Source organism: Umezawaea sp., assembly GCF_057122925.1.
The window spans coordinates 22,245-41,212 of sequence record NZ_DBNGPQ010000035.1 but is presented as its reverse complement, the minus strand read 5'-3'; the positions used below and the strand labels follow the sequence as shown (position 1 = coordinate 41,212).

20 protein-coding genes and 3 tRNA genes are annotated in these 18,968 nt (G+C 72.0%); 13 read left to right on the top strand and 10 right to left on the bottom strand.

Translation table 11 applies throughout. The features are described 5' to 3' along the window. Window positions 1-30 precede the first annotated feature (30 nt). Complete coding sequence (locus AC156L_RS05425; protein WP_330875780.1) at window positions 31-561, top strand: CGNR zinc finger domain-containing protein; 531 nt, start codon at window positions 31-33, stop codon at window positions 559-561. Here AC156L_RS05425 and AC156L_RS05420 read toward each other — a convergent pair. After that, entirely contained in the window at window positions 558-1,811 is a 1,254-nt protein-coding gene (locus AC156L_RS05420) for a DUF445 domain-containing protein (RefSeq protein ID WP_414719864.1), read from the bottom strand. The genes AC156L_RS05425 and AC156L_RS05420 overlap by 4 nt on opposite strands. A gap of 29 nt (window positions 1,812-1,840) precedes the next feature. On the opposite strand from AC156L_RS05420, the gene AC156L_RS05415 reads away from it, so the two are divergent. The 4 genes from AC156L_RS05415 (at window position 1,841) to AC156L_RS05400 (ending at window position 6,303) form a co-directional block, all read left to right on the top strand. Continuing rightward, the gene (locus tag AC156L_RS05415) at window positions 1,841-3,013 is read left to right on the top strand and encodes a pyridoxal phosphate-dependent aminotransferase (protein ID WP_330875779.1); all 1,173 of its coding nucleotides are present in this window, start codon (window positions 1,841-1,843) and stop codon (window positions 3,011-3,013) included. 232 nt (window positions 3,014-3,245) lie between these two features. Next, the gene (locus AC156L_RS05410; protein ID WP_330875778.1) at window positions 3,246-3,794 is read left to right on the top strand and encodes an RNA polymerase sigma factor; all 549 of its coding nucleotides are present in this window, start codon (window positions 3,246-3,248) and stop codon (window positions 3,792-3,794) included. Continuing rightward, complete coding sequence (locus AC156L_RS05405; protein WP_330875777.1) at window positions 3,791-4,237, top strand: hypothetical protein; 447 nt, start codon at window positions 3,791-3,793, stop codon at window positions 4,235-4,237. The genes AC156L_RS05410 and AC156L_RS05405 overlap by 4 nt, the downstream gene beginning before the upstream one ends. Further along, window positions 4,234-6,303, top strand: a complete 2,070-nt coding sequence (locus AC156L_RS05400) for a CHAT domain-containing protein (protein ID WP_330875776.1) — start codon at window positions 4,234-4,236, stop codon at window positions 6,301-6,303. Before AC156L_RS05405 ends, AC156L_RS05400 begins: the two co-directional genes overlap by 4 nt. On the opposite strand, the gene AC156L_RS05395 is transcribed toward AC156L_RS05400, so the two are convergent. Then, window positions 6,281-7,411 (bottom strand): S8 family peptidase, encoded by a 1,131-nt coding sequence (locus AC156L_RS05395; protein WP_330875775.1) that lies wholly within the window; start codon window positions 7,409-7,411, stop codon window positions 6,281-6,283. The two genes, AC156L_RS05400 and AC156L_RS05395, sit on opposite strands and share 23 nt — an antisense overlap. Window positions 7,412-7,657: 246 nt before the next feature. Here AC156L_RS05395 and AC156L_RS05390 point away from each other — a divergent pair, with 246 nt between their 5' ends. Further along, on the top strand, window positions 7,658-8,575 hold the full coding sequence (locus AC156L_RS05390; RefSeq protein WP_330875774.1) for a hypothetical protein: 918 nt from the start codon (window positions 7,658-7,660) through the stop codon (window positions 8,573-8,575). 386 nt (window positions 8,576-8,961) lie between these two features. Here AC156L_RS05390 and yczR read toward each other — a convergent pair whose 3' ends face one another. Beyond that, entirely contained in the window at window positions 8,962-10,422 is a 1,461-nt protein-coding gene (gene yczR, locus AC156L_RS05385) for a MocR-like transcription factor YczR (protein WP_330875773.1), read from the bottom strand. A 53-nt stretch (window positions 10,423-10,475) separates the two neighbouring features. Between yczR and yczE the strand changes: the two genes are divergently transcribed. Continuing rightward, the gene (yczE, locus tag AC156L_RS05380; RefSeq protein ID WP_414719863.1) at window positions 10,476-11,138 is read left to right on the top strand and encodes a membrane protein YczE; all 663 of its coding nucleotides are present in this window, start codon (window positions 10,476-10,478) and stop codon (window positions 11,136-11,138) included. Here the strand turns inward: yczE and AC156L_RS05375 are convergent. Both AC156L_RS05375 and AC156L_RS05370 read right to left on the bottom strand, forming a co-directional pair. Next, window positions 11,110-11,643, bottom strand: a complete 534-nt coding sequence (locus tag AC156L_RS05375; protein ID WP_330875771.1) for a Clp protease N-terminal domain-containing protein — start codon at window positions 11,641-11,643, stop codon at window positions 11,110-11,112. The genes yczE and AC156L_RS05375 overlap by 29 nt on opposite strands. Further along, on the bottom strand, window positions 11,643-11,855 hold the full coding sequence (locus AC156L_RS05370) for a helix-turn-helix domain-containing protein (protein WP_330875770.1): 213 nt from the start codon (window positions 11,853-11,855) through the stop codon (window positions 11,643-11,645). The genes AC156L_RS05375 and AC156L_RS05370 overlap by 1 nt, the downstream gene beginning before the upstream one ends. 62 nt (window positions 11,856-11,917) lie before the next feature. Here AC156L_RS05370 and AC156L_RS05365 point away from each other — a divergent pair, with 62 nt between their 5' ends. After that, a complete protein-coding gene (locus AC156L_RS05365) occupies window positions 11,918-12,643 on the top strand; it encodes a protein phosphatase 2C domain-containing protein (RefSeq protein WP_330875769.1) in 726 nt (241 codons plus the stop codon). Window positions 12,644-12,816: 173 nt separating this feature from the next. Here AC156L_RS05365 and AC156L_RS05360 read toward each other — a convergent pair. The 4 genes from AC156L_RS05360 to AC156L_RS05345 form a co-directional block, all read right to left on the bottom strand. Next, window positions 12,817-12,890, bottom strand: a tRNA-Phe gene (locus AC156L_RS05360). Between the two features lie 31 nt (window positions 12,891-12,921). Continuing rightward, window positions 12,922-12,995 (bottom strand) — tRNA-Asp (locus AC156L_RS05355). 54 nt (window positions 12,996-13,049) lie between these two features. Beyond that, window positions 13,050-13,122: transfer RNA gene (locus AC156L_RS05350), tRNA-Glu, on the bottom strand. 189 nt (window positions 13,123-13,311) lie between these two features. Then, window positions 13,312-13,557 (bottom strand): hypothetical protein, encoded by a 246-nt coding sequence (locus tag AC156L_RS05345; protein WP_330875768.1) that lies wholly within the window; start codon window positions 13,555-13,557, stop codon window positions 13,312-13,314. A 151-nt stretch (window positions 13,558-13,708) separates the two neighbouring features. On the opposite strand from AC156L_RS05345, the gene AC156L_RS05340 reads away from it, so the two are divergent. The 4 genes from AC156L_RS05340 to AC156L_RS05325 all read left to right on the top strand — a co-directional run bounded on the left by AC156L_RS05340 (window position 13,709) and on the right by AC156L_RS05325 (window position 17,064). Beyond that, window positions 13,709-13,936 carry a hypothetical protein gene (locus AC156L_RS05340; RefSeq protein ID WP_330875767.1) on the top strand — a complete coding sequence of 76 codons (228 nt, stop codon included), beginning with the start codon at window positions 13,709-13,711 and terminating at the stop codon, window positions 13,934-13,936. Window positions 13,937-14,066: 130 nt separating this feature from the next. Next, window positions 14,067-14,276 (top strand): heavy-metal-associated domain-containing protein, encoded by a 210-nt coding sequence (locus tag AC156L_RS05335; protein ID WP_330875766.1) that lies wholly within the window; start codon window positions 14,067-14,069, stop codon window positions 14,274-14,276. Window positions 14,277-14,283: 7 nt separating this feature from the next. Beyond that, window positions 14,284-16,524 (top strand): heavy metal translocating P-type ATPase, encoded by a 2,241-nt coding sequence (locus AC156L_RS05330; RefSeq protein ID WP_330875765.1) that lies wholly within the window; start codon window positions 14,284-14,286, stop codon window positions 16,522-16,524. Between the two features lie 210 nt (window positions 16,525-16,734). Then, a complete protein-coding gene (locus tag AC156L_RS05325) occupies window positions 16,735-17,064 on the top strand; it encodes a hypothetical protein (RefSeq protein ID WP_330875764.1) in 330 nt (109 codons plus the stop codon). A gap of 84 nt (window positions 17,065-17,148) precedes the next feature. Here the strand turns inward: AC156L_RS05325 and AC156L_RS05320 are convergent, their stop codons facing one another. Beyond that, entirely contained in the window at window positions 17,149-17,352 is a 204-nt protein-coding gene (locus AC156L_RS05320) for a cold-shock protein (RefSeq protein ID WP_106186934.1), read from the bottom strand. A 386-nt stretch (window positions 17,353-17,738) separates the two neighbouring features. Here AC156L_RS05320 and AC156L_RS05315 point away from each other — a divergent pair, with 386 nt between their 5' ends. Continuing rightward, window positions 17,739-18,914 carry a L,D-transpeptidase gene (locus AC156L_RS05315; protein ID WP_330875763.1) on the top strand — a complete coding sequence of 392 codons (1,176 nt, stop codon included), beginning with the start codon at window positions 17,739-17,741 and terminating at the stop codon, window positions 18,912-18,914. The last annotated feature ends 54 nt before the right edge of the window (window positions 18,915-18,968 follow it).

Sequence of the window (18,968 nt, the reverse complement as noted above, 5' to 3'; positions counted from 1 at the left end):
CACGGCCGGGTTGCCGGCTACAGTGGAGAGGTGACTGGTCTGGCAGCCGGCTGGGATCACGCGAGCTTCGCGCACGATCGAGCCGGCGATGCGGAACACGATGTCGAACTGCTGCTCGCCTTCCTCAACACCCGAGACCTCGAACTCGGCACCGACGTGTTGGACGACGCGGCCTCGTGGCGGGCGTGGGTCACCGAAAGAGGACTGGGCCACGTGGACGACCTCGCGAAGGTCCGTTCGGCCCGCGTGGCGCTCCGGTCCGCCCTCGGTGAGCGCGCCGCGGCGAAGCCGTTCTCCGGCACCGTCCGGATCGAGCTGAGCCAGGGCGTGCCGATGATCGCGACCACGGACGCGCTCGGCGCCGTGCTCGCGGCGGCGGCGCGGGTCGCCCTGCTGGGGTCGTGGGAACGGTTGAAGGTGTGCCAGGCGGAGAGCTGCCAAGCCGCGTTCTTCGACCGATCCCGCAACCGCTCCCGGACGTGGTGCTCGATGCAGGTGTGCGGGAACCGCGAGAAGGCGAGGCTCTGGCGCGAGCGCACCAGAGCCCTGAGCGCCTCCTAGGTGACGAGCTGGCCGACGGTGTAGATCACCAGGCCTGCCAGGGCGCCGACGACGGTGCCGTTGATGCGGATGAACTGGAGATCGCGGCCGACCTGCAACTCGATCTTGCGCGAGGTCTCCACGGCGTCCCACCGCTCGACCGTGTCGGTGATCAGGGTGGTGATCTCGGCCCGGTAGTTCGACACGACGTACGCCGCCGCGCCCTCCAGCCAGCCGTCGACCTTCTCGCGCATGGCGTCGTCGTCCGAGAGCCGCCGCCCGAACGACTCCAGGCCTTCACGCACTCGTCTGCGCAGCTCGCTGGACGGGTCCTCGGCTGCGTCGAGCAGCATCTTCTTCGCCGCGCCCCACGCGGACCCGATGAAGTGCTGCACGTCCGGGTGCTCGACGAGCTGGTTCTTGACCAGCTCGGCCCGCTCCATCGTCGCCGGGTCGTGCTGGAGGTCGTGCGCGAACTCGATCATGAACTGGTCGAGCGCCAGCCGCATCGGGTGGTTGAGGTCGGTCTTCACGGCCCAGGCGAAGTTCAGCAGCTCCGTGTACGCCTTGTCGCCCAGCAGCGAGTCGACGAACTTCGGCGACCACGTCGGCGCCCGCTCGGCCACGACCTGCACGACCTTGTCGTGGTTGTCGTGCACCCAGTCGTAGGTCCGGTCGATCACCAGGTCGACGAACCTGTGGTGCGCCCCGTCGGTCAGCACCTGCCCGAGCAGCTTGCCCAGCGGCGGCCCCCACGGCTTGTCGACCAGCCGCCGCACGATCCCCTGGTCGATCACCGCCTGCACGTCCTCGTCGCGCAGCACGGTCACGGCGCCCTTGACGACGTTCGCCAGCTCGGACGTGACCCGCTCGGCGTTGACCGGCTGCACCAGCCACGTCCCGACCCGCCTGCTGATGTCGACCCGACGCAGCTTGTCGCGCACCACGTCCTCGGCCAGGAAGTTCGTGCCGACGAAGTCGCCGAGCGCGTCGCCGAACGTGTCCTTGCGGGTCGGGATGATCGCCGTGTGCGGGATCGGGAGCCCCAGCGGCCTCCGGAACAGCGCCGTCACCGCGAACCAGTCGGCCAGCGCGCCCACCATGCCCGCCTCGGCGGCGGCGCGCACGTAGCTCCACGCGTCCCCGTCGCCCTCCAGGAACAGCGCGACGAGGAACACCACCGTCGCCGCGACGAAGAACCCCGTGGCGACGAGTTTCATCCTGCGCAGGTCTCGCCGCTTGACCTGGTCGGCTGCCGTCAGTTGCTCCACCGCACCATTGTCCGTGAAGATTCGACGTTGTGCGGGTACCAGCGCTAGTCCCCAGATTGCGGCCGTTCACCTCGACGATCTTCGCGGAGATGACGGCCCTGGCCCAACGAACCGGTGCGGTGAACCTGGGCCAGGGTTTCCCGGACACCGACGGCCCGGTGGGCATGCTCGAAGCGGCCAAGGCGGCGATCGACGGCGGCCTCAACCAGTACCCGCCCGGCCCCGGCACACCGGCGCTGCGGCAGGCCGTCGCCGAGCACCGCACCCGGTACGGGACCACCTACGACCCGGACACGGAAGTGCTGGTCACGGTGGGTGCGACCGAGGCCATCGCGGCCACCCTCCTGGCACTGGTGGAGCCGGGTGACGAGGTGGTCCTGTTCGAGCCGTACTACGACTCCTACGCCGCCTCGGTCGCGCTGGCGGGTGCCACCAGGCGCACCGTCGGCCTGATCGAGGACCCGCTGACCGGCCGCTTCGGCCTGGACGTCGCGGGCCTGCGCGAGGCGATCGGCCCGAAGACCAGGGCTGTGCTCGTCAACACACCCCACAACCCGACCGGCACGGTCTTCACCAGGGCGGAACTCCAGGAGGTGGCCGCCCTCTGCGTGGAGCACGACCTGCTGGCCATCACCGACGAGGTCTACGAGCACCTGGTCTTCGACACCCACGAGCACGTCCCGCTGGCCACCCTGCCGGGCATGGCGGACCGCACCGTGACCATCTCCAGCGCGGGCAAGACGTTCAACTGCACCGGCTGGAAGATCGGCTGGGTCTGCTCGACCCCGGAACTGGTGGCGGCCGTCCGCGCCGCGAAGCAGTTCATCACCTTCGTGGGCGGGGCCCCGTTCCAACCAGCCGTCGCCCACGCCCTGCGGCACGAGATGCCCTGGGTGGAAACCCTCCGCACCGACCTGGCGGCCAAGCGCTCCCGCCTCTCCGAGGGCTTGGCGGAAGCGGGCTTCGCGGTCCGCCCGAGCGAGGGCACCTACTTCATCACCGCCGACGTCCGCCCGCTCGGCTTCACCGACGGCGCCGAACTCTGCCGCGCCCTACCGGAACGCATCGGCGTGGCCGGGGTGCCGGTGCAGGTCTTCACCGACCACCCGGAGCAGTGGCAACACCTGGTCAGGTTCGCGTTCTGCAAGAAGGACGAGGTCCTGGACGAGGCACTGCGCCGCCTGCACAAACTGACCAACTAGCGAACCACCACCAGCAGCACCAAGCCCTTCAGCCGACCGGAAGGCGAGCACCCCGCCACCACCCGAGCGGAAGCGAGCACCCCGCCACCACCTGACCGGAAGCACGCAACCAGGGCGACACCCAGACTCCCCCCGCCACCCACCCACCAACTCAGCCACCCAGCCCCACAAAAACACCACACGATCGAGCGAGTATCGGAGCCGAACTGGACCATCGGTCTTCCAACCCGCCATGCACGACCTGACGAACGCCGAACTGGTGTCCCGAGCCAAGCTCCACGACGAATCCGCCTGGCGGGAGATAGTCGGCCGCCACCTCCCCCTCCTCTGGTCCACCGCCAGGTCCGCGGGCCTCCGCGACGCCGACGCCGCCGACGTCTGCCAGTACACGTGGCTCGCCCTGGCCGAGAACCTCCACCACATCCGCACGCCCGCGAAGCTCTCCGGCTGGCTGATCACCACCGCCAGGCACGAGGCGCTGCGCGTCCGCAAGGTCCGGGGCCGGGAACTCCCGGTGGACCTCTGGGGCCCGCCGGAACCGGACTTCCCCAGCCCCGAGGAGCTCGTCCTGGCCGACGAGCAGGCGGTGAAGCTGTGGCGCGCGTTCTCGGGCCTCACCGACCAGTGCCGCGACATCCTCCGCCTGATCGCCTACGCACCCGACCTGACCTACCAGGACGTGGCCGAGGCGCTGGGGATGCCCGTCAACAGCCTGGGCTCGACCCGCAGCCGCTGCCTCGCCGTCCTGCGCCGCCGCGTCGGCGCGGAGGTGGGCGTGTGAGCACCGACCGCGACCTGCTGGACGCCCTGGCGGCCGTCCTGGACCAGGTGGACCCGGTCCCGCCCCACCTCGCCGAGGCCGCGCTGTTCCGACCTCCCGCCGACCTCGTGCCGCTCACCTGGCTCGCCGACTCCGCCGTGGCGACCCCGCCGAACACCCGCGGCGCCGGACCGTCCCGCACCCTCCACCTCGGCCACGAAGGGGACGGCACCACCGTGGACCTCCGCCTGGACACCGTCGACGACCGCGGCGTCCGAGCGCTGGGCCTGGTCCACCCACCGCGGGGAGGCACGGTCCACGTGACGTGGCCGCACGGCGGAACCGCGGGCGACATCGACGACGTCGGCTGGTTCCAGGCCGACCTGCTCCCCACCGGTCCGCTCCGGTTCGTGATCAGCCAACCCGGCCTGCCGGACCTCAGCACCGGCTGGTTCGTCCAGTGACCCTCCACGCCGAGTGCCTGGAGGAGGTGGAACGCGGCCACCTCCCCCGAGCGCGAGCACTGGCCCGCGAAGGCCTGCGGCGAGCGACCACCGACCACGAGCGGGCCCGGTTCCACCTCACCCTGGCCTGGATCGAACTGGACCGGGGCAGGCCGAAGGCCAGCACGAGCCACCTCACCAGGGCGTTCCCCCACCTCCGCGGCAACGACCTGGCCCGCGCGCGCTGCCTCCAGGGACTGCACCTCTGCCAGACCGCCGATCCGGGGTTGGCCGCCGCGCACCTCACCGGGGTCATCCGCGACCTGAAGCGCCACGACGACCCCCGGTGGCTCGCCAACGCCCTGGTGGGCCGCGGCATCGCCCGCGCCCACTCCCTCCGGCTCGCGGAGGCGGACGCCGACTTCACCGCCGCCCGGAGAACGCTGCTCGCCATCGGCGAACCGGACCGGGCCGCGATGTGCCTGCACAACAGGGGTTTCGTGGCGATGGTGGCAGGCGACCTGCCCACCGCGCTGCGCCACTACGAGCAGGCGGCGCACGACGGGCTCACGGTCGCGCACCGCCCGGAAGCGCTGATCGACCGCGCCGAGGCGCTGCTGGCCGCGGGCCTGGTGCGCGAGGCGAGATCCGTGCTCACCCCGGCGATCAGCCTGCTGGACCGGTGCGACCGGGGTTCCCGGCTCCCGGACGCGGTCCTGCTCGCGGCCCGGTGCGCGTTGGCGGACGGCGACCTCCGGCAGGCTCGGGTGCTGGCCGACCAGGTGGGCGGCTGGGTGGCCAGGTCGGTGTCGCTGCGGGCGCGGCTGGCGGCGGGCGAACGCCCGGCGGTCCGGCGCACGGCCACCGAGTGCGACCGCCGGGGCAGGCACGAGGACGCCGCCGAACTCCGCCTCGCCGCGGGCCTCCCGCTCGACGTCCGGCGCGGCACCGCCCGGCTGCGGGCGCTCGGCCTGCTCGACACCGCCCGTCGAGCCTCCACCCGCCGGGAGGCCGCCACGGCGTGCCGGGCGGGCCTCGCCCTCGTCGACCCGACCACCTGGCCGGGCACCGAACTCCGGGACATCGCCCTGCGCCACGCCCTGATGGGCGGCGACGCCAGGTCCGTGCTCCGCTGGACGCGCCGGGTCGCACCCGTCGCCCCCACCACGGAGCACTCCGCCGAACTCAGGCTGGCCAGGGCGAGGGCCGACCACGACCGCGTGGTCGCTCTGGAGCGGGAGATCCGCAGGCGAGCGCTGACCACCCGCCCGACCCCGCCCAGACCCGCCGCGCGCACCACCCGGCTGGCCTTCACCGAGCACGACGGCGTCCTGCACGCCGTCACGGTGGTCGCAGGCCGCGCCCGCCTCCACCGGCTGGCGCCGCTCGACCACCGCACCAGCGCCCTCCGCCTGGCGCTGGAGTCCGGTCGCGACACCGCGGCGGAGCTGGCCGCCGCCGCGCTCGACGCCCTCCTGCCCCCGACCGGCGACGGGCCGATCACCATCACCGGCTCACCGGCTGGCCTCCCGTGGGCCGCCCTCCCGTCCTACCGGGGCCGCCCGTTCTCCCTGGACGGCGCTCCGGCGAGGTCGGGCGCCCCACCGCGCACGGGTGCGTGGATCGCGGGCCCGGAGCTGACCCACGCGACCGAGGAGGTGTCCACCCTGCACCGCGCCCACGGCGGCACGCTGCTCACCGGCCGATCGGCCACGGTGGACGCCGCGCTGCGGGCGATGGACGGCGTCGACGTCGTCCACGTCGCCGCGCACGGCCGGGCGCGAGGATTGTTCTCCTCGCTGCAACTCGCGGACGGCGACTTGCACATCCACGACCTGGCCAGGCTTCGGCGTCCACCGGGGATCGTCGTCCTGTCCTCGTGCGACTCCGGCCTCGCCACCGCGTTCCTCGACCGCGGCGCCGGAGCCGTCATCGCCAGCACCCTGGCCGTCCCGGACGACCGCACCCCCGCGTTCATGACGACCGTCCACGCCGGACTCCGCGCGGGCCTCGACCCGGCCACCGCGCTGGCCGAGGCCCGACTGCTCCACGACGACCGCTCGTTCAGCTGCTCCGGGCCGGGCTGAACTCCTCGGCCGCCACGGCAGCGGCCTCGCGCGGGGTCCGACCGTCGCGGACCAGGCACGCCACGCGGGCCGCGACGCGCGGTGCCGCGAACGACGTGCCGCTCCACCTCGCGAACCCGTACTCCCTGGTCTCCGTGCCCTCGGGCGCCCCGCGCCCCGGCCGCAGCCGCACGTGGCTGCTGACCACGTCCACGCCGGGCGCGACGGCGTCGACCCACGGCCCTCGGTTGGAGAAGGAGGCGTCCGCGCCCACGGCGAGCACGTCCGGCAGCGCGGCGGGCCAGTGGGGGCGGGACGTGCCGCCGTTGCCCGCCGCAGCCACGACGGCGACGTCGGGGAACGCGCTGATCTCGCTGCGCAGCAGCGGCGGGCACTCGTCACCGGCCGTGTGGCAGCCCGCCGTGAGCACGACGACGTGCAGGCGTTCCCCGTGCTCAGCGGCCTGCGCGCGGAGCCGCCGGAGGCCGGTGGCGACGGTGACGTCGTCGGTCAGGCCGAGCGAGGAGAGCACGCGGTGGTGGCGGACGACGACGCCGGGCGCGTGCTGGAGGAGAACACCCGCGACGAACGTGCCGTGCCCGGCCTGGCGGTCCTGGCCCGCGCGACCGTCGGCGTCGAGCACCTCCGGCGAGTGACCCCACTCGAAGAACCAGCGCCTGCCCGCGAACCACGGGTGCGGGTCGAGACCGGTGTCCAGGACGGCGGCGGTGACGTCCCAGCGCTCGTGGCGCGGCGGCCTCGGCGGCTCCGCCCCGACCGGCACCGGCCGGGCGGTGCCGATCATGATCGGGCTGCCGACGTGGACGTTGTTGGGCGCGCAGCCGTGGTCCCGCGCGATCCGGACGCACTGGCCGCGCTCGGCGGGGCGCAGCCGGACGCGCACCACGCCCAGGCCCGCGGCCTCGTCGACCCGGTCGATCCAGCGGCCGATCCGGTCCACCACGCGTGGCAGTTCGTCCGGGAAGACCACGAGTTCGCCCGAACGGACCAAGCACTCGGCGGGGCCGCCCGCGTCGTGCAGGACGAGGTCCGGCCGTTCGGACCGCCACCCGCCGACCAGCTCCTCAAGCGAAGTGACCTGCGCACTTCCCGAAAGTTCGTAGTCCACGGTGGACACCATCGCCGACGCCGGGACAGTCCACAGCGGACAGCGGAACTCATCACCCGAACTCGTGAACAGCGACGGAAAGTGTTCACCCGCCTCAGCGACTACCCGGACAGCCGCACCGCGCAGCCCTTCCGAGTGGTTCCGCCGGATAACGTTCGAAAACGGCGTCACCAGTGCTAGACATAGCACAGTGCCAGCCCCGAAAGCCGGCGGTGTTCGCGGTGACCCGGAACGGTGGTGATTTCCGTGGCAGGAGCAGATGCGGTGCGCAGCACCGGGTCTCTGCTGGTGCGGGCCCTCGCCGTCGGCGGGCTCACGGCGGCGGCCTGGCTGTTCGGCGGCGCCGTCGCCTCCGCCAGTCCGGTCGACCACGTGCCGGACGCGTCGAGCATCTCCGAGTACGTGCACGCGGTCATCGCCGAGCACCACGAGTCCGCTGAGGACACGCAGGCCGAGGTGGCGGGCATCCGCGAGCAGTGGACGGCGACGCTCACGACCGCGCCCGTCGAACTCCAGTCCCTCTCCCCCGTGCGCGTACCGGTGGAGCACGCGCCGGGTGTCGCCAGACCGGAGCAGGAGCACGGGGCGGAGCACGAGCAGGCGGCGGAGCCGGAGGAGGACGAGGAGTTCTCCGGTGGCGTGTCGCTGGTCTACTCGGGCGGCGTCATCAGCAACCACACCGAGCGCTCGGGCACGGTCTCGAACTCGATGCCGGAGGAGCTGTACACGGCGAAGGTCACCGCCAAGGCGGCCGCGAAGCTCGCCGCCGCCACACCTCCGCCGGTGCCGGTCGAGGTGGTCGCCCCCGTGGCGGCCGAGGTGGTCGCCGCCGCCGTCGTCGACGAGGCACCGCGGTGGGACGTCCCCGAGATCCACGTGTCAGCCCCCGTCGCCGAGGTCGAGGACGTCCCGGCGGCGAGCGGCCTGGAGTGGGAGACGCCGCGGCCCGCCGCGCCCACTCCCACGCCCCAGCCCGCTCAGGCCCCGACGGCGCCCACGGCGTCGTCCAGCGCCCACGACAACTCCGGCGGCGCCCGTGGCGGCCTCGCCGTGACGACCGCCCAGACCGCGCTGCACCGGCCGTCCCTGTGGACCGCCGCGCGGCGCGACGACGGTCGAACCCCCGGCAGCGTCCAGGGTCTGCCGAGTTCCTCACCAGACTGACCAGGGCACGAGTGTGCCCTCAGCACGCCCGTTGACCGGTGCTCGTCCCGGTCCCGTGGCCGTATTCCTCCCCTAGTCGCACCCAGGTCGTGCGTGTCCCCGGCGTTCGCGCCGCAGCGACAGCACGTCCGCCCAGGCTTCCCGACCTGCCGACCGCGCCCCAGCAGGTCGGGATGGCCCAGGTGCCGCACTGCCCCGCGACACCAGGGCCTCACCCCGAACCTGCGGTGGGGGACGTTCCGCCCCGAACGTCCCCCACCGCAGGTCCACGGGAACCTCCACCGGCATCCCGGCACATCGAGGGGCTGTGCTGGAAGCCCGGCTGGCAGGCGCCGGTCGGTCCCCGCCGCCGCTGACGCGGCGGGGACCTCGACCCCGGCCCCTCCTCAGGCCACCGGAACGGCCAGGTCGCCGTCCATCGCCGTCGCGGACCCCGCGACCAGCGCGGCCACCGACCCCAGCCGCCGAGCCGCGTCGCGCAGGACGTCCGTCGGCAGCGCGTACGGCAGCCGCAGCCACCGCTCCAGCCCTCCCTGCGCCGCGAACCTCGCCCCCGGCACCAACCGCATCCCGTGGCTCTGCGCCACGACCGCGATCCGCGTGCTGATCGGCGCGTCCAGCTCGCACCACAGGACGAGCCCGCCGGACGGCCGCCGGAACGTCCACCCCCCGCAGTGCTCGCGCAAGCCGTCGACCAGCGCGTCCCGCTGCACGGCCAACTCGGCGCGGCGGGCGCGCAGCGCGGGCTCGGGGTCGGCGAGCAGCTCGGCCGTCACCAGTTGCTCGAACACCGGCGTGCCGAGGTCGATCGCGGTGCGCGCCGACACGAGCCGGTGCACGACGTCCGGCCGCGCCCGGATCCACCCGATCCGCAGTCCGCCCCAGAGCGACTTGCTCACCGCACCGACGGTCACCACCAGCTCGTCCGCGAAGGCGGCCATCGGCAGCGGCGCGTCGGCCGGGTCGCCGTCCAGGTCGAGGTCGACCAGCGACTCGTCGACGATCACGGGCGTGCGGGCCCGCCTCAGCAGGGCCCCGAGCCTGGCCCGGCCCAGCTCGTCCAACCGGTGCCCGGTCGGGTTGTGGAAGTCCAGCACCAGGTAGGCGACCCGCGGCGCGGCCTGCCGCACCGCGGCCTCGATGCCCGCGAGGTCCCACCCGTCGGGCAGGAGCGGCACCGGCACGGGGATCGCCGAAGCGGATCGGATGGCGTCCAGCGCGTTGGGGTAGCTGGGCTGCTCGACCAGCACGCGGTCGCCGGGTCCGGTGAACAGCCGCAGGGCCAGCCCGATGGCGTGCTGGGCGCCGCTGGTGACGACGATGTGGTCCGGCGAGGTCGGCAAACCCCGTGCGGTGTACCGGTCCGCGATCACCCGCCGCAGGTCGGGCACCCCGTGCTCGTGGTAGCCGTGACCGGCCAGGTGTTCGGGCATCCGCAGCCGCACGGCCTCCATCGCCGCGGCCACGGCGGGCACGGCCGGTGGCGCGGCCCGCGCCAGGTCGATCAGGCCGCGGCTCGACGGCACCAGGTCCGCCACCGGGTTCAGCGCACCGGTCGGCAGCGTGATCCACGAGCCCGCGCCCCGGCGGCTGGCCACGACGCCCTCCTCTCGGAGCTGGTCCAGCGCCGCCGTGACCATCGTCCGGCTCACCGGCAGCACCTCGGCGATCTCGCGCTCGGCGGGCAGCCGGGTGCCCGCGGGCAACTGGCCCTCCAGCACCAGCATCCGGATCCCCGCGGCCAGGTCTGCGGTGCCCTGCCGGACCCCTCTCCGACGCCAGTCGCCCAGCAACTGGGCTAACCGCTGCCCGGATATGCGTCCACCTAGCGGGATTGCCTGGTCCATGAGGCCAATTATTGTCGATTGGCCCTGGAATACAAGGCCAATCAAGCCGCAGGATGGGCCACATGGCCTCCCCTCGTCTCGCCGCGCTCACGTCCGCACCGGTGACGGTCTCCCCCGCTCGCCGCCTGCCCCAGCTGGCCGTCGGCCTCTGGCTCTACGGCGCGTCGATGGCGCTCCAGATCCGCGGTGCGCTCGGCCTGGCCCCGTGGGACGTCCTGCACGAGGGCCTGACCAAGCGCACCGGCCTCAGCTTCGGCACGGTCACGGTCGTCGTCGGAGCCCTGGTCCTGCTCTGCTGGATCCCGCTCAGACAACGTCCCGGCGTCGGCACCGTCGCCAACGTGGTGCTGATCGGCGTGGCCGTCGACGTCACGCTCGCGGTGCTGCCCGCGCCGGTGGAACCGCTCCCGCGGATCGCGCTGCTGACCTCGGGCATCGTCCTCAACGCGCTGGCCGCCGCGATCTACATCGGCGCCCGCCTCGGCCCCGGCCCGAGGGACGGCCTGACCACGGGGTTCTGCGCCCGCACCGGCACCTCGCTCCGGCTGGTGCGCACCGTGATCGAACTGGGGGTGCTGACCGGCGGCTGGCTGCTGGGCGGCACCCTGGGCATCGGCACCGTCCTCTACGCCGTGGCGATCGGCCCGCTCACCCAGGCGTTCCTGCCCCGGCTGACCTGGGTCGAGGTCAGCCCTGAGCCGCGACCAGCTTCCTGACCTCCGCGTAGGTCACCCCGCGAGCCTCCAACACCTCGGCGACGAGCCCACCGCCCGCCAGCAGCGCGAGCACCAGGTGCTCGTTGCCGAGGTAGTGGTGCCCCAGGTCCCTGGCCTCCACGAGGCTGCGCTCCAGCGTCTTCTTCAACGCGGGCTCGAACGGCCGGTGCTCCCCGAACAGCCACCGCTTCCGGCGCGTCTTCGTGGTCGCCAACGCACCCTCGCCCAACGAGCGCTCGATGCTGTCGACGATCTGGTCGACGTCGATCCCGAGCCCGCGCAACGCCGCCGCGTCGGCCTCGCTCAGCCCGCCCTTGCGCCGAGCGGTGCGGAACGCCCCCTCGATCTCCTCGCGCGACAGGTCGAACCCGGCGAGCACCGGCGACCCCAGCAGCGCCAGCAGCATGTGCGTCCGACCGACCTCGGGGACGGACTCGCGCTCCGCCTCCTTCGCCGCGTCGAGCACCGCTCGCCGGGCCTGTTTCGTGAACCGCTCCCCGAGCATCAGCCCCGCCCTCCGTGCTTCTTGTGCACCGCCTGCCGGGTGACCCCCAGCTCAGCCGCGATCTCCTGCCATGACCAACCCCGCACCCGCGCGTTCCGGACCTGAACGGCTTCGAGCTGCTCCAACAACCGCCGCAACGCGCTGACGGCCCGCAACCCGACCCTCGGATCCTGATCACCCGCTGCCGAGGCCAACTCCGTAGCCTTCGTCATGGCGTCAACCTAAGTTGACATTCGGGCCTTTGTCAACCCAGGTTGACGCATACGGTGTTCGAGTGATCCGCACAGCCGAACGCGCCGCACCCGGCCGACCGACGGAGGACCGCGTCTTCACCACCGCCAACGCGGTGGTCGTCCTGGACGGCGTCACCTCGACCAGACCTCCGGACAACAACGGCGCCTGGTACGCCCAGACGCTCGGCGAAGAACTCGTGGACCTGCTGGCGAGCGGCGGCGACCTGGCGGACCTGCTGGCCGCGGCGATCAACCGCGTCACCACCCGCCACGGCCTGGTCCCCGGCGACTCCCCGGCCAGCACCGTGGCCATCGCCAGGTGGACGGGGACCGAGGTCGACACCCTCGTCCTCGCGGACAGCCCGATCATCACCTTCGGCAGGACCACGGAGGTGATCGCCGACACACGCCTGGCGGCGCTGCGTCCCATCACCGCGAGCCGGGTCCCGCTCCTGCGCAACCGCCCGAACGGCTACTGGGTGGCCGAAGCAGACCCGCGAGCGGCTCACCAGGCAAAACGCAAAACCCTGCCCAGGTCGGCCGTGGAAAAAGTGATCATCGCCACCGACGGCGTCTCGTGCGCGGTGGACGACTACCAAATCTTCGACACCTGGCAATCGGTCCTGGACCTCATCACCGAAAAAGGCCCGGAAGCGGTTCTCGACCGCATCAGGGCCGCAGAACTCTCAGACCCGAACCACACCAGGTGGCCGAGAACCAAAACCCACGACGACCAGGCCCTAGCCCTAATCAACTTCACCGAATAAAACAGCAGTGATCAACACCACAAAGAAACCGGCACGCACGAATCACCGCGAACCACCGGGGGTGCGGGGCGAAGTCCTCCCTGCCTCGGGGCCTGGGACGGGAGCCCCAGGGACGCGCAGAATGAGAAATCCCCGCCTGCGATTTCCGCAGACGGGGATTTTTCGATGTCGAATGGCCAGGGGCGGGGTCGAACCGCCGACCTACCGCTTTTCAGGCGGTCGCTCGTACCAACTGAGCTACCTGGCCATGTAGCGGCCGGGATGACCGAACGCTATAGCGACCCAGACGGGACTCGAACCCGCGACCTTCGCCGTGACAGGGCGACGCGCTAACCAACTGCGCCACTGGGCCTTGCTCTCGTGCATTTCGTGCAGTCTAGCTTGTCACTTTTCCTAGCCTAACACGTGCCCCCAACGGGATTCGAACCCGTGCTACCGCCTTGAAAGGGCGGGGTCCTAGGCCGCTAGACGATGGGGACCCTTGCAACTTCCGGCAGCCCTTGTGTGGGCCACCCTCTGTCTCGGGCCCTCCAACCGCTGTCCGTTGGAAGCTCCGTAAGCATAGGACACGAGTGCCCATTACTCCAAAACGGGGGTCCTACTTTAGGTCTGATCTGCGGAAATCGGCTCCGACGGGTGCCGACACACCCGTCGGAGGTCCGCTTCCACTACCGCTGGACGGGCGTGGGCCCTCCGTCCTCGCCCGGCGACAGGCCGAGCATGTCGAGCAGGAGGCGGCAGTCCTCGGCGCCCGTGGCGCCGCGGGCCACCGCCAGCCGTGCTCGGTGGACTTGATCGTCGGAGATCCTCGACGGCTCTCCGGTTCGTTGGGCGGGGACTCCGCCCGCTGCCTGCCGCGACAAACCGTCGTCCTGCGTCCACAGGAACTGGCGGACTTCAAGGGACCCGCTCATGACACCCTCCCCGACTTGAGGTTGGCGCGAGGCTAAGCGACCTCGGTCGGGCACCGCAGCCCCCCGGAGAGTGATTCGCTCGCGACTGAGTGTCACTCCCAGTAGGTGCCCGCGCGGAACCGACCGTGAACGGGCGAGGAAGGATGGACGTATGACTGAGGTGGAGCCGGACCCCGAGTCCGCGTCGAACTCTTCCCCGATGGACCCGCAGGCGATCTTGGCGAGTCTGTCGATGGCGGACATGGAGGCGGATGTCGAAGCCCTGATGAACGACCGGATGAGCAAGCTCGACGAGATGCTGGACGGGCTGGACCAGCTCGTGTCCCGCATCGAGGGCGAGATGGATCTCTTCGAGGGTCGGGTCGACCCTCCACAGTAGACTCACCCGGTCACGCCGAGCGCTCCCCGAGCACCACGGACACCCCCGCAGTGACCAGCCGCACCCTGTTTCAGGGTTACCCCCTGGGGGTATTCTGGTCTCACTGCCCACGATCGAGAGGACAACGGTCATGTCCGTCACCGCCACCTTCACCGTCTCCGGGATGACCTGCGGCCACTGCGTCAGCTCGGTCACCGAGGAGCTCACCGAGCTGGACGGCGTCACCGACGTCTCGGTCGTCCTCGACAGCGGCGCGGTCACCGTGACCAGCGAGCGCGAGCTGGGCCGGGCCGAGGTGGAGGCCGCGGTGACCGAGGCCGGCTACCAGCTGGCGGGCTGATCGAGCCATGACGACCACGGAGTCCAGGCCCCACGACCGCGTCGAGCTGGCCATCGGCGGCATGACGTGCGCGTCCTGCGCGAACCGGATCGAGCGCAAGCTCAACAAGCTCGACGGCGTGACCGCCTCGGTCAACTACGCCACCGGGAGGGCGAGCGTGGCGTTCCCGGCCGGGATGCGCGTCGAGGACCTGGTCTCCACGGTCGAGGCGGCGGGCTACGAGGCCACGCCGCCGAGCCCCGAGCGGACCGAGGGGGCGAGCGGCGAGCACGGCGACGACCTCGGGCTCCGCCTGGCCGTCGCGGTGTTCCTGGGGCTGCCGGTCGTCGTGCTGTCGATGGTCCCGGCGTTCCAGTTCCCGGCGTGGCAGTGGCTTTCGCTCGCGCTGGCGAGCACGGTGGTGTGGGTGTGCGGCTGGCCGTTCCACCGGGCCGCCGCGGTGAACCTGCGCCACGGCGCGAGCACCATGGACACGCTGGTGTCGATGGGCGTGGCCGTGGCCTACCTGTGGTCGGTCCACGCGCTGGTCCTCGGCTCCGCCGGGGTGATCGGCATGGTCCACGAGTTCAGCCTCGTGCCGCGGCCGTCGACCTCCGGTGACGTCTACCTGGAGGTCGCGGTCGGCGTGACCGTGTTCCTGCTGCTGGGCCGCTGGCTCGAAGCGCGGTCCAAGCGCAGCGCGGGCGCCGCCCTGCGGGCGCTGCTCGCGGTGGGGGCCAAGGAGGTCGCGGTCCTGCGGGGCGGCGTCGAGGTGCGGGTCCCCGTGGAGTCGCTGCGGGTGGACGAGCGCTTCGTGGTCCGGCCAGGCGAGCGGATCGCGACGGACGGCGTGGTCGTCGACGGCAGCTCGGCGGTCGACCGCTCGACGGTGACCGGCGAGTCGGTGCCGGTCGAGGTCGGCGCGGGCGACGACGTCGTCGGCGGGACGGTCAACGCGGGCGGCAGGCTGGTCGTGCGGGCCACGAGGGTCGGGGCGGACACCCAGCTGGCCAGGATGGCGTCGCTCGTGGAGCAGGCGCAGACGGGCAAGGCCGAGGTGCAGCGGCTGGCCGACCGCGTCTCGTCGGTGTTCGTGCCGGTGGTGCTGGGCATCGCGCTGGCGACGCTCGCGACCTGGCTGCTGGTCGGGCGGCCGGTCGAGTTCGCGGTCACGGCCGCGGTGGCCGTGCTGGTCATCGCCTGCCCGTGCGCGCTCGGCCTGGCGACGCCGACGGCGCTGCTGGTCGGCACGGGCCGGGGCGCGCAGCTCGGCATCCTGGTGAGGGGCCCCGAGGTGCTGGAGTCGACCCGGCGCGTCGACACCGTCTTGCTGGACAAGACGGGCACCGTGACCACCGGCAAGCTGACGCTGGTCGACGTGGTCCCGGCCGCCGGGGTCGAGCGGGCGGACCTGCTGCGGGTCGCCGGGGCCGCGGAGCACCCGTCGGAGCACCCGGTCGCCGGTGCGATCGTGCGCGGCGCGGGCGCCGAGGTAGGCGAACCGCCCGCCGTCACCGCCTTCCGCAACCGCGAGGGCCTCGGTGTGACGGCGGAGCTGGACGGCCGCGAGGTCGTCGTCGGCAGGCCCCGGCTGCTGGCCGAACTCGGCGTGGAGCTGCCCGAGGACCTGCGGGGAGCCGCGGCGGCGGCGGAACGGGCGGGTCGCACGGTCGTCGCGGTCGCCGTGGACGGCGAGGCGCACGGGCTGCTGGCGGTGACGGACGCGGTGAAGCCGACCAGCGCCGCCGCGGTCCGCGAGCTGCGGGCGCTCGGCCTGCGGCCGGTGCTGCTGACCGGGGACAACGCCGTGGTGGCCGGGGCGGTCGCGGCGGAGGTCGGCATCGACGCGGCGGACGTGGTCGCCGGCGCGCTGCCGTCGGAGAAGGTCGACGCGGTCCGGGAGCTCCAGGCCCGCGGTCGGGTCGTGGCCGTGGTCGGGGACGGCGTCAACGACGCCCCCGCGCTGGCGGCGGCGGACCTGGGCCTGGCGATGGGGACCGGCAGCGACGCGGCGATCGAGGCGGGCGACCTGACGCTGGTGCGCGGGGACCTCCTGGTGGTCGCCGACGCGATCCGGTTGTCCCGCAGGACCCTCGGCATCGTCAAGGGAAATCTTTTCTGGGCGTTCGCCTACAACGTTGCCGGTTTGCCGTTGGCGGCGCTGGGATTGCTGAACCCCATGCTCGCGGGGGCCGCGATGGCTTTCTCCAGCCTGTTCGTCGTCACGAACAGCTTGAGGCTGAAGCGGTTCCGTTCGCGCGCTCGCTGAAGAATTCGGCTTTACCCCCTCCCCGGAACACAGTGCGCGTGCAACAATCCGATTTGCTGACACACCCCCGGTCAGCACCTGTGGAGATCCCCTCCGGCCCCCGCGTTCCTCCCCCTGGCGCGGGGGCCTCTCCACGCGGACGAGCAGGAGCGCCAGGTGACCGGAGTCACACTTCTGTGGCCGCCGCAATCCAACCGTTACCCTTGTCCGGTGCCCCTACCGTCCCTTGGTCGTTCGAAGTCCGGCCGTCATCGTCCGCCCCAGCAAGAAGTGGCGGAGGGCGACCTGGCTCCCGAGGTCGACACCGATGACGAGCTGACGTCCTACCTCGCCGCCCTGGCGCCGGAGACCGCGGATACCGAGACCACCGCGGGCGGCACCAGCTTCGGCACCGCGCAGGTCTACCAGCTCCGCCTGACGCTGATGGACAACGAGCAGCTCAAGGAACTGGCCGCCGAGCGCCAGACGTCCCCGCAGGCCCTCGCCACCGAGTGGGTCATGCAGCGGTTGCAGTGGGAAGCCCGCCAGCGCGGCTTCTGACCCGCCCGACGACGACCCCGAACAGACGAGAGCGGCCCCACCGGTGCAGAACCCGGTGGGGCCGCTCTCGTTGGTGGGACCGACTCAGATGGCCCGGACGTTCTGGGCCTGCGGGCCCTTCTGCCCCTGACCGACCTCGAACTCGACGCGCTGGTTCTCGTCCAGGGAGCGGAAGCCGTTGCCCTGGATCTCCGAGTAGTGGACGAAGACGTCAGCGCCGCCGTTGTCCTGGGCGATGAAGCCGAAGCCCTTTTCGGAGTTGAACCACTTGACAGTGCCCTGTGCCATGTACCTGCCTCCATCGCAGGAAAGCTTGAGGTTGCACCATGCAACCCCCGGCCGTCCCGGGGGCATCTCCTCCGCTTGCCTCAACGAGAAGAGGGTCCGCCCGCGTGCTGTTCCGCGAGCGTGAGACACGAACACAGAAACCACGGCCTGCGAGGCCAGGGTATCGCTTGGGAGCGCTCAAGACTACAGGTCGGAGCGATCAAACCGGACGCGCTGGAAGCGCTTCCCGAGCCTCCCCGAACGGCCCGGTGAACGCCTCGGGACCGATCTTGCGGTGATCGACACCCCACCAGGACCCCTGTGACCGGTATCACCTTCGACTCGGGACAACGCCCCTGGTCCGCGACACGTCACAGTCCACGTCGAGCGTGGTTCAAGGGGGAGCAGTGGGGTTGAGCAAGGGTTTCGCGGCAGCGGTGGCACTGGCCGTCGGGGTGCTCGTGGCGGGGTGCGGCAGCGGAGGGGAGTCCGCGAGCCCGGCCCCGGTCGAGCAGCAGGCGACGAACGTCGCGGTGCGGGCCCCGATGGCGGTCAGCACGACACCCGCCAACGGCAGCGAGGGCGTGAGCCCGGCCGGACCGGTCCAGGTCGCGGTGACCGAGGGCGAGCTCGTGTCCGTCGCGCTGACCAACGCCGAGGGCAAGCAGGTCGCGGGGGCGCCCTCCGCCGACGGCACGAGCTGGGTCGTCAGCGAGCCGCTCGGGTACGGCAAGACGTACACCTGGACGGGGACCGCCGTCGGCAAGGACGGCGAGGAAGCGACGATCACCGGCGCGTTCACGACCGTGACGCCCGCGCGGCAGATCAGCGGCAGTCTGAACGTCGGCGACGACCAGACCTACGGCGTCGCGATGCCGGTCGCGGTCGAGTTCTCCGCCCCCGTGGCGGACCGGGCGAGCGTGCAGAAGGCGTTGAAGATCGAGACGTCCGTGCCCACCGAGGGCGCGTGGGCGTGGCTGAGCGACACCGAGGTGCACTGGCGGCCCAAGGCGTACTGGACGCCCGGCACCACCGTGGAGGTGAACGCGAACCTCTACGGGGTCCCGCACGGCGACGGCGCCTACGGCAGCCAGGACGTCAGCGTGCACTTCACGATCGGCCGCGCGCTGATCGCGACCGCCGACACGCAGACCCACCGGTTCGTCGTCACCAAGGACGGGCAGCAGCTCTTCGACTTCCCGGCCAGCTACGGCCTGGAGTCCGACCCCGGCCGCGTCAGCCGCAGCGGCATCCACGTGGTCATCTCGAAGTCGCCCGAGGTGTCGATGACCAACCAGCGGTACAACTACGAGAACGTCAAGGTCCCGTGGGGCGTGCAGATCTCCTACAACGGCGAGTACGTGCACGGGTACGAGGGCTCCCGGTACGCGCAGGGCAACGAGAACGTGTCGCACGGCTGCGCGAACCTGGCCCCGGAGAACGCCAAGCTGTACTACGACGAGGTCATCCCCGGCGACCCGGTGAACGTGGTCGGGTCGAGCGTCGCGCTCTCGGAGGAGGACCGCACCTACTTCGACTGGACCCTCGACTGGAACGCGTGGCTGGCGAAGGGGGCTCCGTAGCACTGTCGCTGCTCCGCAGACTCCGGCTCGGCCGCTCTCGGTCGGCACGTCGAA